This is a genomic window from Geodermatophilus sp. FMUSA9-8, from assembly GCF_037034165.1.
Lineage (GTDB): Bacteria > Actinomycetota > Actinomycetes > Mycobacteriales > Geodermatophilaceae > Geodermatophilus > Geodermatophilus nigrescens.
The window spans coordinates 68,868-83,628 of sequence record NZ_JBAGKE010000007.1 but is presented as its reverse complement, the minus strand read 5'-3'; the positions used below and the strand labels follow the sequence as shown (position 1 = coordinate 83,628).

Here is a 14,761-nt window from a genome sequence, read left to right as displayed (position 1 = left end):
GGGGAGACGTGTTCCGGGAGCCGCTGCGCCGCGATCCGCTCGTCGTCGGGTGGGCGGCGGTCCTGCTCCTGGCCGGCTTCGTCGCGCTGAGCAACAACACCGAGTGGAGCGGCTCGCTCGAGGCCGACCGCGTCGCCGGCTTCCTCAAGGACCTCGCCGAGGCCTTCCTCTGGTCCTTCTTCCTCCTCCTGCTCCTCGCCTGGCTGCGCGCCAAGGCGTGGCGGGACACCGGCGGCGGCCGCGGACCCGCCCGCGGCCCGCGCCCGCCGCAGCGGCGCGACTCGTCGCTGCCGTGGACCGACCGCTGGATCCGCGACTGGCGCGAGGAGGCCACCTCCGGCCGGACGGCGACCGAGCAGGAACCGCAGCTGCTCGCCTGCCGGCACGGCATCGCCGCCGACGCCGGCGCCTCCGACACCCAGGTGCCCGTCCTGCGCGCCCTCTCGGTGAGCCACACGATCGTCCGGCCGGGCTCGGCCGTTCTCGTCACCTGGTGCTTCGAGCACGCCCGCGACGTCGTCGTCGACGGCCGCGGCGGCCACCCGCCCTGCGGCGAGGCGCTCGTCCACGTGCACGCCAGCCGCCGCATCGAGGTCACCGGCCGCAACCGCTTCTCGACGACGCCCGCGGCCACGCCCGTCGTCGTCGCGGTGGCCGTTCCGCAGCTCGACCTGCCCACCGTCGCCGCACCCCCGCCGGTGTCCCTGCACGCCGACGTCGCCGCCACCGTCGGCGCCACCTCGCCCGTCACCCAGCGGCTCGACGCCTTCTGGGCCACCCAGGACGCGCTGCACCCGCGGATCGAGGTGACGCCGCGGCTCGTCGGCGTCCCCGGCTCGCTGGTCGACAGCCTGCGCCGCGCCACCCGGAAGGACCCCCGGTGAAGTCCCTCAGCCGAGCCGCCCTGAGCGAGCACCTCCTCACCGTCGCCGGCGCCAACCGCGAGGTCCTGCGCGAGGCGCCCAAGGAGCGCGGCAAGCAGGTCGCGATGGGCGCGGTCCTGCTCTCCACCGCCGGCCTCGCCGTCGTCTCGGCGAGCTACGCCCTGCACATCGCGCTGGACCTGTGGGTGCCGGTCGCGGTCGCCGGCGGCCTGGTGTGGGGGCTGGTCATCCTCAACCTCGACCGGTGGCTGGTCGTCTCCTCGCCGCGCCTGAAGCGCTGGTGGAGCACGCTGGCCATGGCGCTGCCGCGCGTGGTGCTCGCCGTCCTCATCGGCGCCGTCGTCTCCACCCCGCTGACGCTCGCCGTCTTCAGCGCCGAGATCGCCACCGAGGTGGAGGTCATGGCGGCGGAGGCGGAGGACGAGTTCAACCAGCGCATGCAGGCCGACAGCCGGACCGTGGACCTGCGGGACAAGCAGGCGCGGATCGCCGAGCTGGAGGCCGACCTCGCCGACGGCGTCACGCAGGACGACGTGAACGAGGCGCCCGCCGTCGTCGACATGCAGCGCCGGCTCGACGAGGTGACCGCGCGCTACGAGGCGGCGGAGGCTGCCTACAACGCCGAGATCGACGGCACCGGCGGCACCGGCGACCAGGGCTTCGGCCCGGCCACCGACGCCCGCCGCGCCGACCGCGACCGGCTCCGCGCCGAACGCGACGCCCTCGCTGCGGAGCTCGACGCGCTCAAGGCGCAGACCTTCGAGCAGCTGCAGAGCGAGGAGGCGCAGAAGACCGTCGACCAGCAGAACGAGCTCGCCGGCCTGCGCGCCGACGTCACCTCGCTGCAGCGGCGGCTCGCCGCCGAGGCCGCCGCGCACGAGGCCGCGGTCGACGACAGCGACGGCATCCTCGCCCGGCTCACCGCGATGTCCCGCCTGGAGGAGGGCAACCCGACCCTGGCGACGGCGCACCGACTGCTGTTCTGGTTCATGACGGCGATCGAGTGCCTGCCGATCCTGTTCAAGACGATGCTCGCGCTCGCCCCGCCCTCCCTCTACGAGCGCCTGCTCGCCCTCGGCGACGAGAAGGTCGAGGAGCGCGTGCGGCTGCGCATGCAGACCGAGTACGAGGAGGCCGAGGTGCTGGCGCGCTCGGCGCTCGCGGCCGCCGAGGCGCGGGCGGCGCGCACGCTGGAGGCCGAGTCACGGGCGACCGGGATGGTGCTCGAGGCCCAGCTCGACGTCACCCGCGACGGCGTCGACCGCTGGCGCGACGAGCAGCTGGCCCGCTCACCGCACGTCAACGGCACCGTCCTCACCAAGCACTAGCCGAGCGCCGCGACGACGACGCGGGCCGCCTCCGCTATCAGCACGTCGTCGTGGTCGGCGTCCGGCTCGTCCCGGCTCGACATGACGGCCACCACGATCGGCGCCCGCCCGAGCGGGGTGAGCACGGCGACGTCGTTGCGGGTGCCGTACGCGCCGGTGCCGGTCTTGTCGCCGACGTCCCAGCCGGCGGGCATGCCGGCGCGGATGAGCGCGTCGCCGGTGGTGTTGCGCCGCAGCCAGTCGAGGAGCTGCGCGCGGTCCTCCTCGGCGACGCCCGGCCCGTCCACCGCGTAGGCGCGCAGCGACCCGGCCAGCGCGCGGGGCGTCGTCGTGTCGCGGGGATCGCCGGGGACGGCGCTGTTGAGCTCCGGCTCGGTGTGCGCCACCTCGGTGACGTCGTCGCCGATGGCCTCCAGCGCCGCGTCGAGACCGGCCGGGCCGCCGAGCTCGCGCAGCAGCAGGTTGAGCGCGGTGTTGTCGCTGTAGCGCACGGCGGCGTCGCACAGCTCCGCGAGCGTCATGCTCCCGCCGACCCGGGTCTCGGTCACCGGCGAGTACGCCGTCGTCAGGTCCGCGGGGGTGACGGGCACCGGCCGCTGCAGGTCCGACGGCGACGTCCGCGCCAGCAGCGCCCCGGCCGCCAGCGCCTTGATCGTGCTGGCGTAGGCGAACCGCTCGTCGGCCCGGTGCTCGAGCGTGGCGCCGGAGCCGGTGTCGACGGCGAAGACGCCGAGCCGGGCGTCGAAGCGTGCCTCGAGGGCGGCGAACTCCGCGGACATGTCCGGGGCCGGTGCGCTCGTGGCGGTGGAGGTGGTGGTTGCCGGGGGAGGAGCCGCCGTCGACGGGGAGCCGCACGCCGCCAGGGCGACGACCACGCACACGAGACCGGTCAGCGGGGCGCGGCGCACGCCCGCCGTTCTACCCGAGCCACTCCTCGACCCGGTCGAGCTGCTCGTGGGTGAGCCCGACGGACAGGTCCGGCGCGACCACGAGCACGTGCGGGTTCGCGGCCAGCCAGTCGCCGGTGTCGTCGGCCTGCTCGGCGAGGTCGTCGTCGATCCACACGATCCGCCGGTCGGGCTCGGCCGCGGCCACCTCCTGCGCGGCGGTGAGCTTCCACCAGCCCGAGCCGCCGCCGAAGACGCCGAGGAACCCGGTCGGCGCGGCGCCGGCGCGGGCGTGCACCCGGAGCCCCCGCGGTAGGCCCATGGGCTCGGCGAGCAGCCGGTCGGCGTCGCCGGCCCAGGTGGTCAGCCACTGGATCTCCACCCGGCCCGACTCGTGCAGCTCCCGCAGCCGCGCGGTGATGGTCGGGTCCCACGCCAGCCGGTACCCGTTGAACGACCCCTGCTGCCATCCCGCGGGCAGCTCGCGGCGGGGCGCGTTGAGCACGCCGTCGACGTCGAGCAGCAGGATCGGACGGTCATCGGCCATGCCCATGCCTACCCGCCGGGGGCGTCCTCAGCCCAGCAGCCAGGTGAGCCGCGACGAGCCCTCGCCTGGGCACTCGGCGGTGGCGGCCAATGTGCTCCCGTCGGCAGCGAGGGCGACGTCAGCCGCGGCGCCGAGCCCCTCGCACAGGACGACGTCGGCGAGCACCTCACCGGTGCCAAGATCGACGGTGGCGACGGCGGCTCCGCCCTCCGCTCGCGAGTGGCCCAGGTAGGCGACCCGCTCGGCGCGGTCGACGACGAGCTCGGTCGCCACGCCGGGGACCGTGTGGGCGGCCCGCACCTCGCCGTCCTGAAGCGTCACCAGGAGCGCGTCGGCCCGGTCGCCGGTGACCCCGACCGACACCACCGCGGTGCCGTCGGCGAGGACCTGCAGCCCGTACCCCGTGGCGGTCTCGCCGGGCACCACCTCGACCGGCTCGCGGACCAGCCGCAGGTCGGCGTCGTACTCGGCCAGCACGACGCCGTCGGCGGCGCCGTGCACGAGCGCGGCCACTCCTCCGCCGGGCCGCAGCGCCAGCTCGTCGGCGTCCGGCGGTACCGACCTGTCCAGCTGGAGGTCCGCACTCGCGAGGACCTCGCCGGTGGCGACGTCGACCGCGGCGAGCCGGTGCGTGCTCTCGCCGTCGCCCTCCCACTCGAGGCCGGCGTAGAGCGTCTCGCCGTCGGCGGACAGGACGCCCGTGCCGCGGTCGGGGGTGCCCAGGTCGGGGTCGGCGGCGATCCGGACGACGTCGACCGTCTCGGCGCCCGGCGCGAGGACGGTGAGCGCGAGGTCCCAGGCCTCGTCGTCGCTGCCGTCGCCGGACAGCACCGGCCCGAGCGCGACGACGGTGCCGTCGCCGGCCACGTGCAGCTCGCCACCGGCGCCGTCCCCGGCGTAGGGCGCGCCCTCGGTCACCCGGCCGACCGTGAGCCCGTCGTCGCCCGGGACCAGCTCGACCAGGGCGCTGCCCTGCCGGTTCGCCGTCCCGAGGTTGCCGGTGAGCAGGGCGACGAAGCCGCCGTCGGGGGTGGCGGCGACGTCGTAGAGGTCGAGTTGGTCGTCGACGTCGGCGAGGTCGATCCGGCCGAGGACCTCGGTGAACGGCTCGCCGCCCGCCGGGGCCGCGGTACCGGTGACGGGAGACGAGCAGCCGGCGAGGAGCAGCAGCGCGGCGGTGATGAACCGGGACGTGTGCACGGGAGCTCCTCCGGTCAGCCGAGGAGGACGGCGAGATCGCGGTAGAGGCTCTCGTCCTGCTCGCAGGCGACCGTGGCGGCGACCGTGCGCCCGTCCGCGGCGAGGGCGAGCGGGGCGGGGATCCCGGCCGGGCAGAGCTCGACGTCCGCGACGACCTCACCCGTGTCGAGCTGCACGGCGGCCAGACCGACGCCCTCCCCGGACCGTCCGTGCACCAGGTGGGCGTGGGTGCCGCCGGGTGCGACGGCGAGGTCGGTGCCGATGCCGGGCAAGCCGGCCGTCGCGGACACCGCGCCGTCCCGGACGGTGACCAGCCGGCCCTCCCCGGTGTCGAGGTCGCCGGCGAGGACGGAGGCCAGCACGCTGCCGTCGGCCAGCGCCGCGAGCGCGTAGCCGGTGCTCTCCTCCTCGTCCACCAACTCGACGGGCGTGCCGAGCGGCCGCAGGTCGGCGTCGTACTGCGCGAGGACGGCGCCGTCGGCGTCGCCCTCGGCGTCGCGGTCGGTGCGCACGAGCGCGGCCAGGCCGCCGTCAGGACGGAGCGCCAGCTCGGTGGCGACCGCCTGGCCCGGCGTCTCCACCCCCAGCGGTGCGCTCGCGGTGATCTCGCCGGTGGCGACGTCGACGGCCGCGAGCCGGTTGACCGTGCCGCCGTCGACGGTCCAGCGGAGGCTGGCGACGAGGGTCGCGCCGTCGGGGGAGAGGACGCCGGTGCCGAGGTCGGGGGTGCCGAGCTCGGCGTCTGCGGCGATACGCACGAGCTCCGGCTCGTCCTCGTCCGGCGCGAGGACGGCCAGCGCCAGGTCCTGCTCGCGGCCGCCGTCGCCGCTGCCGGGGTCACCGGGCTCGGGCAGCACGGGTGCCAGCGCGACGACGGTGCCGTCGGGTGCCACGTGCACCTCGCCGAGGTCGGCGAACGGGGCGCCCTCGGTCACGGTGCCGACGGTGAGGCCGCCGTCGCCGGGGACCAGTGCCACGACGGCGCTGCGGTGGTCACCGCCGAGGTCGCCAGTCATGAGGACCACGAAGCCGCCGTCCGGGGTGGCGGCGACGTCGGAGAGGCGGAGGTCACCGTCGACGGCGTCGTCGAGCTCGGTGGTCCCGAGGACCTCGGTGAGCGGGCCGGTGGCAGGCGTCGCGGAGCCCGGGGTGGCGGCGCCGGCGACGGTGGACGAGCAGCCGGTCACGAACAGCAGGGCGACGGCGCCGAGCCGGGACGAGCGCATGCGGGGACTCCTGGGGATCGGGGAGGACTGCCCGCACTCTCGGTCGGCGATCTTGCGGAGACCTTGCGTCTCGCCAACACGGGGGATGCGCACCGCGCGCCGGACCCGTTCCGGTACCCGGGCACGTCAGGGTGTCGGGACACCGCCGACCTGAGGAGCACCGTGCGCATCGGAACGTGGAACCTGCGGCTCTGCCCGACCTCGACCTCCGAGACGGGGCGGGCCATCTCGGCCTGGCTCGACGACCAGAAGGCCGACCTCTGGCTGCTCACCGAGGTGCACCGCGACTGGCACCCGCGCGGCGGCAGCATCGCCGTCTCGCCGCCGCGGAGCTTCGACCCGGAGGCGCCCAAGCGCTGGGCCGGCATCGAGACCCGCCTGCCGCTCACGCCGGTGCCCGCGGCCGGTGACCACCCGGGGGAGGAGGGGCTCGCGCTCGCCAGGGTGGAGGTCGACGGCCGGCAGGTGCTCATCGCCTGCTCTGTCCTCCCGTGGAAGGGCGCCGGCGAGTACTGGCACGGGCTGCCGGAGGGGCAGATCCAGCAGTTCGCCTTCGTGCTGGACCACCACGTCGAGCGCATCCGCGCCGAGCGCCGGGACGACGAGCCGCTCGTGTGGGGTGGGGACTTCAACCAGCCGCTGCGGCGCCCCATCCACGGCGGCACGGTGACGGGGATGGAGGCCCTGCTGGCGGCCCTCGACTCCCTCGGCCTGACCGCGTTGACAGCGGACGCCGACCACCTCAAGGGCCTGATGCGGTCGATCGACCACATCGCCGTCAGCCGGCATTTCACCGGTGACCCCGCCAAGACCCACCTCCCGCTCCGGACCAACGGCAAGGACCTCAGCGACCACGCCGCCTACACGGCCGACGTCGTCCTGACCTGACCGCCGTCAGCTGACCAGCAGCGCGAGGTCGGACGGGACGCCGTCCTCGTAACAGGCCGCGGTCACGAGGACCGCCTGCCCGTCGGCCGAGAGACCGACCGGGCCGGCGACCCCGCTCGCGCACAGCGCCACCTCGCCGACGACCTCACCGCTCACCAGGTCGACCGTCGCCAGCGTGGGGGCGCCGTCGGCGCCGGTCCAGCTGACGTGCACGGCGCCGTCCGCCGTGACGGCCAGGTCGATCGCCACCGCGGGCAGCTCCGCCGCCGTCTGCACGAGATCGCCGCGCACCACGACCAGCCGCGCCGTCTCCGCCTCGCCCGCGGGCGGCGACACCGACACCACGACGGTGCCGTCGGGCCGCACGGCCAGCGCGTAGCCGGAGCCCCCCGCGGCCAGCTCCACCGGCGGCCGCACCGGCTGCAGCGCCGCGTCGAACTCGGCGAGCAGCGTGCGGTCGACGCCGTCGAGGACGGTCACCAGCGCCGCGACCCCGCCGCCCGGGCGCAGCGCCAGGTCGAAGGCGGTCGCCGACTCCACGCCCAGCGGCGCGGTCGACGTCACCTCACCCGTGGCGACGTCGACGGTGGCGAGCCGGGTGACCGTCTCGCCGTCGACGGTCCAGCGCAGGCTCGCGACCAGCGTCGCGCCGTCAGGGGAGAGGACGCCGTTGCCGGAGTCCGGGCTGCCCAGCCCCTCGACCGCCGCCACCTGCCGCAGCTCCGCCTGGGTGCTGCCCGGCGCGAGGACGGCGAGCGCGAGGTCGGGCCCGTCGAAGCCGTCGAGGGCGACGTCGCCGGCCTCGGGCGGTACCGACGCGAGGGCGACGACCGTGCCGTCGGGCGCGACGACGAGCTCGCTCGGGTGCGCGAAGGTGGTCGCCTCGGCGACCGCGACGACGGTCAGGCCGCCGTCGCCGGGGACGAGGCGCACGAACGCGCTGCGGGCGTCGCTGCCCGAGTCGGCGATGAGCAGCGCGGTGAGACCGCCGTCGGGTGTGGCGGCGACGTCGGACACGCGCAGCTCGCCGTCGGCGCTCGGGTCGATCGGCACGGACCCGGGTGCCTCCGGCGAGGACGCCGTGACCGGCTGCGGGACCGGGGTCGGGGTGCCGGTGACGCTGCTCGTGCAGCCGGCGATGAGGAGGACGGCGACGGCGCCGGGCAGGAGCGAGCGCATGCCGCGACCCTGCGCGCCGCCCCTTGACCCCCACTTGCAGCCGACGAGGACCTGCGTCCCTGTCCGCGCGGCGCCGTCGGCCCTAGCGTCCCTGGCACCGGGGGTCGACGCGTCTGGGGGACGACATGCGCAGGTGGACGACGGCGGGGCTGCTGGCCCTCGGACTGGTCCTGGCAGCCCCCGCCACGGCGAGCGCCGCGCCGGACACACCGGCCGGTACCGGTGGAGGGTGCGCCGCGAACGGTCAGGCGGTCGCCACCGCGGCTGGAGGCGGCGCAGCCTTCGGCCAGTTCGTCAGCGGCAACGCCCCCATTGCGCCGTTCGTGGCGGACTTCTTCGAGACCTACTGCTGACCGATCCGCGAACGACGGAGGCCGTCCCACCGCGACGCTGCGGCGGGACGGCCCCGTCAGGACTGCGTCAGAGGGTGACGAACTCGATCTCGTCGGCCTCGTCGCCGGCCTTCTCCAGGATGAAGTCGATGACGTCCTGGGTGTCGGTCCGGTAGGCGAAACCGGTGCCCGCACAGGCGCCGTTCATCACGAACGAGTTGACCGCGGTCACGGTGTCGCCCACGAGGACCGGGCCGCCGGAGTCGCCGAAGCACGTGCCGCCGCGGCCGCCGCCCGGGTTGGTCGACAGCTTCACGTTGTAGCCGCCGGCGTTCGTGCCGTTGAGTCCGATGATGAAGCTCTCCGCGGTGAGCCGCTCCCGGTAGGCGACCTGCTTCGTCTGGCTGCCGTTGCTCTCCTGCACGCCGTAGCCGGAGATCGTCGTGGTCGCCGAGTTCCCCGGGTGCGAGCGCTTGTAGCTGTCGAGCGAGCCGGCGGTGGCCAGCGAGGCGTACTCGGTGATCTCCGGGTACAGGGTGGTCACCGGCTCGTCGAGGATCATCAGCCCGGCGTCCTTGGTCTCGGGGATGTTGCCGAGCCCGGTGTAGCCGTACGAGTAGATCTCCGACGACGTCACGCCGTACTCGTCGTCGTACGGGTAGGCGGTGCCCAGCGCCTGGACGTCCTGCTCGAAGTACACGCGCGCGCTCGTGGCCACGGTGCCCTGGTCGTCCAGGGTCACGCAGTGCCCGGCCGTCAGGAAGACGGTGTCGGTGAGCAGGCTGCCGGAGCAGCGGTGGGTGGCGTTGCCGTCGGCGTCGAAGAAGACGGCGAGACCGACGTAGTCGTGCTCGGTGTCGTCGGTGAAGTTGCCCGTGATCGCCTGCGCGGCGGTCCCTCCGGCCAGCACCAGCGCCGATGCCAGTGCCACCGTGGTGACGGTTTTCCGCATCCGGTTTCCCCCTCGGTCACGTGCCGGCCTCGTGCCGGCCGCCGGAGGTTAGGCAGACTTGCTAACGACACGCCAGAGCGGATACGGATCGTTCCGTAGCGTGAGACGAGTGCAGACGCCGGACCCGCAGCTCACCGCCCTCGTCGACCGGTACCGCCACCTCGTCGAGCACGGAGCGACGGTCGTGGTCGAGCAGGGACGCGAGATCCACCTCGGCGACATCGAGGCCCGCACCGTTGTCTTCCGCCGCGACGACGGGATCCACCAGGTCGACCGCTTCGACCGTGGGCACCAGTGGTTCGAGATGGAGGCGCGGGACCTCGCCGAGGTCGAGCTCCTGATCGCCGACCGCTTCAGCTCCTCGGTGCACCGGCATCCCGACGCCTGGCGCTTCGACTGCGTGCAGCGCGCCAACGGCCGCGTCGAGGTGCGCCAGGACGGCCGCCTGCGGGCCACCTTCAGCAACCTGCACGGCGCCCGCGCCTTCTCCGGCTTCGCCGCCCTGACGCCGGCGGAGCTGTGGGCCACGCCGCCGCAGGCCGGCCGGGCGATGTGGGTGCCTCCCGTCGACGACGGGACGCGCGCCCTCCTCGACCGGCTGCGCGACGTCAGGGACCTCGCCGTCGACGAGGACCGCTGCCAGGTGCACCTGGACGAGCACCGGATGGGCGCCTGCCTCACCCGGGTCGGCGGCGTCTGGCACGTCTGGGAGGGCAACGACTACTCCGTCCCCGGCCCGCCGACCCTCATGACGACGGCGGCCGACGTCGTCGAGCACCACCTGCGCCTCCGCTTCGCCGGCGACCCCGCCCCCGGCGAGCCCGTCGGCGAACTCGTGCGCGACGGCGTCGTGGTCGCCCGCGGCGCCGGCGTCACCACCGGGCTGCTCCACGCGCTCGGGGACGGCGTGGGACGCGTGTGACGACCGGGTCCCGACCACGATCGGGACTGCCGATCACTCGGGGGAGCGGCGGACGAACCACGACCCCCGGCGCTCGGGGAGTGCTGACCACATGGCTGGACGACGACGGCTCCAGGACCGCCTGGCGGTCCTCGGCGGCGCGCGGCCCGACCTGCTCGAGTCGGCGCCGGGTGCGCGGCCGCGGTTCGCCGCGCTCGGCGGCGTCCTGCTCAGCACCGGTGGCCTCGCCGTCGCGTCGGCGTCGTTCGCCCTGCACATGGCCCTCGGCGTCTGGTGGCCGTTCGCGCTGCTGCTCGGCCTCGGCTGGGGCGCCGTCGTGGTCAACCTCGACCGGATGCTGCTCGTCGGCATGGCGCACGACGCCTCGCTCAAGCGCAACCTCGCCCTCGCCGTCCCGCGCGTCGGGCTGGCGCTGATCCTCGGCGTCGTCGTCGCCACCCCGCTGACGCTGCAGGTGTTCCACAAGGAGATCGACGCCGAGATCACCGTCATGCAGGCTGAGGCCGCCGACGCCTACCGAGAGTCGCTCGAGGCCGACGCGCGCTTCGCCGGCCTGGACGAGCTGCGGGAGAAGGTGGCGCTGGAGCAGGACGTCGTCGCCACCGGCGGGTCGGCCGACCCCGCGCTGGTCGCCGTCCAGGCCGACCTCACCGCCACGCAGGCCGCCTACGACGCCGCCCTGGCCACCCAGCGCGACCTCGAGGCCCGCGCCCAGTGCGAGCTCGACGGCACCTGCGGCACCGGCGACGCCGGTACCGGCGAGGCCTACCTGCAGGCCCGGGCTGCTGCCGACGCGCAGGCCGGCGTCGTCGCCTCCGCCCGTGCCGAGCTCGACGACGCGACTCGCGGTGCCGCCGGTGCCGAGTCGCGCAGCGCCGACCTCGCCGCTGCCGCACTGGCCACCGACTCCGCCGAGCTGGCCCGGCTGACCGCCGAGCTCGACCGGCTGCAGGCCGCCTTCGACAGCACGAACGAGGGCTCGGGCGGCATCCTCCTGCGCCTGGAGGCGCTCGACCGGCTGAGCGAGCGCAACGCCACCCTGGCCGCGGCCAAGTTCATGCTCTCGCTGCTGTTCATGTGCGTGGAGATCCTGCCGGTGCTCATGAAGGTGCTGCTCAACTTCGGCCCGCCGACGGCCTACGACCGGCTCGCGGCGCTGCGCGATAGCGGCGACATCGACATCGAGGAGCTGCAGCAGCAGTCGCGGCGCTCGGTGGCCGAGGCCAAGGAGGAGCTGCTGGTCATGGCCGAGCAGGAGCGGCTGGACCGGCAGAAGGCCGCGATCCGCGTGCGCCGGCTCGCCGCGCTCGCCCAGGAGCAGATCGACGCCGAGGAGGCCGCGCGTCCGGTGCCGCAGCCGGCGCCTCCCGTGGACGACGCCGGCCGCATCTGGGACACCGGCCCGATCCGGCTGGCCCGCTCGGCCGCCCGCACGATCCGCCCGACCCGTCGCCCGGGCGCCCGGGTGACCTCCGGCGTCTGACCGGCTCGTCGGTCGCGCACCTGGACGCTCCTCTCGGGTGGTGTTCTCCCGGACGCTCGTGCTCTGCCCACGGTGACGGGGCAGAGCACGACTGTCTCTAAGGGGACATCGCGTCCCGTCGGCGCCGCGGTAGCCGCGCCCGGTGACGATCAGTCGCGCTGCCACTCCGTGGTCGGCTGCAGCACCGCCTCGGTCAGCGCCGCGGTGCGGAAGTGCGTGAACTGCTGGTACTCGGGGTCGGCGACCATGCGGCTGAAGGCCTCGCGCGAGGGATAGCGGACCAGCAGCACGGCGTCCCGGTCCTGTCCCTGCTCGGCGACCGAAGCAGCGGGCATCCGGGGCTCAGCCCAGGAGCAGCCGCCACACGGCGTAGCCGTCGTCGGCCGTGTCGCCCAGCGCCCGCCACTCGGCGGCGTCCGGATCGCCCAGCACGCGGTCGAGTCGCTGCAGCCGCTTCCGGTCGCTGCCGGCGAAGCGGGCCCGCTCAGCGAGCGGATCGGTGATCAGGCTGGCGAGGAAGGCGGCGTCGCCGCTGTGCCGGGCGCGGTCCCGGGTGGTGCTCTGCCAGGCGGCCGCCTTGAGCACCAGCGCGCCGAGGAGGTCCGGCACCGGCACGGTGGCCGACCGGCTCCCCTTGACGACGGCGAGCGGTGTCGCCCGCCGGAGCGCCTGGTGGCCGCCGTCGATCTGGATGGTGTCCCCGCCGACCGCGGTCCGCAGCGACCAGCGCGGCGGGGAGTGGTCGGGAGCCAGGACGTCGACGACGGCGCCGTCCGCCGGGCGGCGGAAGCGGTACACCTTGCCCGTGCTGTCCGGCTCCGGACGCAGGTCGAGCTGCCGTACCGCCTGCACGCAGCGGCTCAGGCCGGCCCGGTCGCTGAGGAGGTCGGCGAGGACGTCGACGTCCTGACTGGCCCGGGTGGGCGTCCGGCCGGCGGCGATCCCGTGCAGCATGACCATCTGCCCGCCCACGAGCACCCAGCCCGCCGGATCGAGCTGCGCGGCGATGTCGAGCACGAGGTCCCACAGCCGGTCGAGGGCGCCGCTCAGCGGCGGGAGGACGACCGTCGCGGGAGCGGTCATCCCCGGAAGGCGACCAGCGCCGCGGTGAGCAGGTCCAGCCCCGCCCGCCTAGTGCGGACGTCGGAGGACTCGGCCAGGTCGACGGCGACCACCGCCACCGGCATGTGCTGCCGGCCGGCCAGGGGCAGGTCGGCGAACCTCGGGACGCGGACGACGACGTTCGGCTCCCCCCGGTCCGACAGGCCGAGGTCCCGGCGGAGTTGCTCGAGGGTGTCCTCGGTGCAGTAGCCCTCGACCGCAGCGCCGGCGGCGACGATGTCCGCTCCCACCGCGTCGGCCGCGGAGAGCCCCGAGGCGACGAAACCCTCCGCCGCGGACACCCGGTCTCGGTACGCGGGCAGTGCCCGCAGTTCCGGACGGTCGGCGCGCTCACGCACGGATGCGACGACCTGCTCGGCGTCCGAGGACCGGAGCCGCGCCGCGACCCGCGACCGGGCCGACCGGTTCAGCCACTCCGCGCGTTCGCCGGACAGCTCCCAGAGGGTCGCCCAGGCGGTCGGTGCTGCGAGAAGGCGGCCCGGGCCGACGGGCATCCGGGCGCGCTCGTCCACCGCGTCGTCCGGGAGGACCAGCGTCCGGCCGATCCGCTCCGCCGGCAGGGTCCCGGTGCGGACCAGTCGGCGCACCTCCTGGGCGCTGACGCCCAACCGGGCCGCTGCCTCGTCGACGGTCAGCACGGGCGACTCCTCGGTTGCAGAATTGGTGCGCTAACGCATTAATTCTGCAGCACCCAGAGCGAGATGGAACCGGGACACGCAGGTCAGTGGGCGGCCAGGCGCTCCAGCGCCGCGGTGAGCGACGGGTTCCACAGGCCGAGGTGGGGCCAGCGCTCGGCCACGTGTGCCCCGATAACACCGTTCATGGACATCCGGAGGCCAATGAGCGTCTCGGGTCTCAGGCTCCGCGGAAGGTCGCGTACCTCTGACGCAGGCGATCGGGGTCCGGGCGTTCGGCGCGGGCCCTCGGGATCGTCATGAGGGCGCGGTCGTGGTGCTCCTGCAGGCCGTACCGGAGCATCGGCCCGTCGATCTCCTCCAGCAGACGGTGGTGGATCTCGACGGTGTAGTCCGGCCGGATGCCGAGGATGTTCCGGTCATAGGCGGCGTGGTGGATCTTGCAAAGGGCCAGGCCATTGGTGACGACGGCGGCACCGCCTTCGTCGGCGTCCGGGATGATGTGTGCGGCGTCGAGCAGTTCGCGATGGCCGAGTGAGCAGACCGCGCACCGGGTGTCGTAGGCCTGCATGACCTGGAAGGCGAAGACCGGCTGGTGCAGGCGCCGGCGGGTGGTCGTCAGCAGATAGCGGCGGAGGTTCTCCTCGAAGCGGCTCTCGGTGGGCCACAGTCGCCGCTGCTCTTCGGTGAGCGCCACGACGAACTGCGACAGTTCGTCCTCCTCGGCCATCAGGTACACCGGGAAGATCGCCTGGTAGACGCTCGGCGCCAGCCCCTTGAACCAGACGAGCGGGGTCTGCCGGGACATCGCTACCCGGAGGCCCTGGTTCTCAGCCGCTCCGCGGGCGTCCCGGCGCAGTTTGTAGCGGTGGTAGCCGTCCGGCCCCTCAGCGTCGTCGTAGACGGGGCCGCGTGAGCCCTTGGGCACTGCGGTCAAGATGCTAAGGGCCGTCGACCATCCCGCGGGCCGCCGGATGCCACGGCCGGCGTCGACGAGCGGGAACCGCTGACCGGCGACGGAGAAGTCGTTGGAGAGCTGGTCCCGGGTCACCGGGACCGTGCCGTCGAAGGTGACCTCGCTCAGCCACTGGAGGGCCGCCGCCCGGACGTGCTCCTCGGGGATGGCGCCAGTCACGCGAGCAGACTGCCTCGTTCCGGTTGCCGGCGCAGAGTGGC

16 protein-coding genes are annotated in these 14,761 nt (G+C 74.6%); 6 read left to right on the top strand and 10 right to left on the bottom strand.

Annotated features, from left to right (window positions below):
- The first annotated feature begins 8 nt into the window (after positions 1-8).
- Positions 9-884, top strand: a complete 876-nt coding sequence (locus WA616_RS15480) for a hypothetical protein (protein WP_336031177.1) — start codon at positions 9-11, stop codon at positions 882-884.
- Complete coding sequence (locus WA616_RS15475) at positions 881-2,212, top strand: DUF4407 domain-containing protein (protein WP_336031176.1); 1,332 nt, start codon at positions 881-883, stop codon at positions 2,210-2,212. Before WA616_RS15480 ends, WA616_RS15475 begins: the two co-directional genes overlap by 4 nt.
- Here WA616_RS15475 and bla read toward each other — a convergent pair.
- From bla to WA616_RS15455, 4 genes are read right to left on the bottom strand one after another with little or no spacing between them, the layout of a single operon-like run.
- Complete coding sequence (gene bla / locus WA616_RS15470) at positions 2,209-3,120, bottom strand: class A beta-lactamase (protein WP_336031174.1); 912 nt, start codon at positions 3,118-3,120, stop codon at positions 2,209-2,211. The genes WA616_RS15475 and bla overlap by 4 nt on opposite strands.
- Positions 3,121-3,130: 10 nt before the next feature.
- Positions 3,131-3,646: an HAD domain-containing protein gene (locus WA616_RS15465; protein ID WP_336031172.1), complete on the bottom strand. Its 516-nt coding sequence runs from the start codon at positions 3,644-3,646 to the stop codon at positions 3,131-3,133.
- A 27-nt stretch (positions 3,647-3,673) separates the two neighbouring features.
- On the bottom strand, positions 3,674-4,846 hold the full coding sequence (locus WA616_RS15460) for a hypothetical protein (RefSeq protein WP_336031171.1): 1,173 nt from the start codon (positions 4,844-4,846) through the stop codon (positions 3,674-3,676).
- Between the two features lie 14 nt (positions 4,847-4,860).
- Complete coding sequence (locus WA616_RS15455) at positions 4,861-6,072, bottom strand: hypothetical protein (protein WP_336031170.1); 1,212 nt, start codon at positions 6,070-6,072, stop codon at positions 4,861-4,863.
- Positions 6,073-6,234: 162 nt separating this feature from the next.
- Between WA616_RS15455 and WA616_RS15450 the strand changes: the two genes are divergently transcribed.
- Positions 6,235-6,960, top strand: coding sequence for an endonuclease/exonuclease/phosphatase family protein (locus tag WA616_RS15450; protein ID WP_336031169.1), 726 nt, complete (start codon positions 6,235-6,237; stop codon positions 6,958-6,960).
- Between the two features lie 6 nt (positions 6,961-6,966).
- On the opposite strand, the gene WA616_RS15445 is transcribed toward WA616_RS15450, so the two are convergent.
- Positions 6,967-8,139 carry a hypothetical protein gene (locus WA616_RS15445; RefSeq protein ID WP_336031168.1) on the bottom strand — a complete coding sequence of 391 codons (1,173 nt, stop codon included), beginning with the start codon at positions 8,137-8,139 and terminating at the stop codon, positions 6,967-6,969.
- Between the two features lie 125 nt (positions 8,140-8,264).
- Between WA616_RS15445 and WA616_RS15440 the strand changes: the two genes are divergently transcribed.
- Positions 8,265-8,492, top strand: coding sequence for a hypothetical protein (locus WA616_RS15440; RefSeq protein WP_336031167.1), 228 nt, complete (start codon positions 8,265-8,267; stop codon positions 8,490-8,492).
- A gap of 67 nt (positions 8,493-8,559) precedes the next feature.
- On the opposite strand, the gene WA616_RS15435 is transcribed toward WA616_RS15440, so the two are convergent.
- Positions 8,560-9,402, bottom strand: a complete 843-nt coding sequence (locus tag WA616_RS15435) for a trypsin-like serine protease (protein WP_336031166.1) — start codon at positions 9,400-9,402, stop codon at positions 8,560-8,562.
- A 130-nt stretch (positions 9,403-9,532) separates the two neighbouring features.
- Here WA616_RS15435 and WA616_RS15430 point away from each other — a divergent pair, with 130 nt between their 5' ends.
- Positions 9,533-10,345 carry a hypothetical protein gene (locus tag WA616_RS15430; RefSeq protein WP_336031164.1) on the top strand — a complete coding sequence of 271 codons (813 nt, stop codon included), beginning with the start codon at positions 9,533-9,535 and terminating at the stop codon, positions 10,343-10,345.
- A 91-nt stretch (positions 10,346-10,436) separates the two neighbouring features.
- Positions 10,437-11,828: a DUF4407 domain-containing protein gene (locus WA616_RS15425; protein ID WP_336031163.1), complete on the top strand. Its 1,392-nt coding sequence runs from the start codon at positions 10,437-10,439 to the stop codon at positions 11,826-11,828.
- Positions 11,829-11,977: 149 nt separating this feature from the next.
- On the opposite strand, the gene WA616_RS15420 is transcribed toward WA616_RS15425, so the two are convergent.
- The 4 genes from WA616_RS15420 to WA616_RS15405 form a co-directional block, all read right to left on the bottom strand.
- Positions 11,978-12,163 carry a DUF1330 domain-containing protein gene (locus WA616_RS15420; protein ID WP_336031162.1) on the bottom strand — a complete coding sequence of 62 codons (186 nt, stop codon included), beginning with the start codon at positions 12,161-12,163 and terminating at the stop codon, positions 11,978-11,980.
- A gap of 7 nt (positions 12,164-12,170) precedes the next feature.
- Complete coding sequence (locus tag WA616_RS15415; protein WP_336031160.1) at positions 12,171-12,911, bottom strand: nucleotidyl transferase AbiEii/AbiGii toxin family protein; 741 nt, start codon at positions 12,909-12,911, stop codon at positions 12,171-12,173.
- Complete coding sequence (locus WA616_RS15410) at positions 12,908-13,588, bottom strand: helix-turn-helix domain-containing protein (protein ID WP_336031158.1); 681 nt, start codon at positions 13,586-13,588, stop codon at positions 12,908-12,910. Before WA616_RS15410 ends, WA616_RS15415 begins: the two co-directional genes overlap by 4 nt.
- 217 nt (positions 13,589-13,805) lie before the next feature.
- Entirely contained in the window at positions 13,806-14,720 is a 915-nt protein-coding gene (locus tag WA616_RS15405; RefSeq protein ID WP_336031155.1) for an HNH endonuclease, read from the bottom strand.
- Between the last annotated feature and the right edge of the window lie 41 nt (positions 14,721-14,761).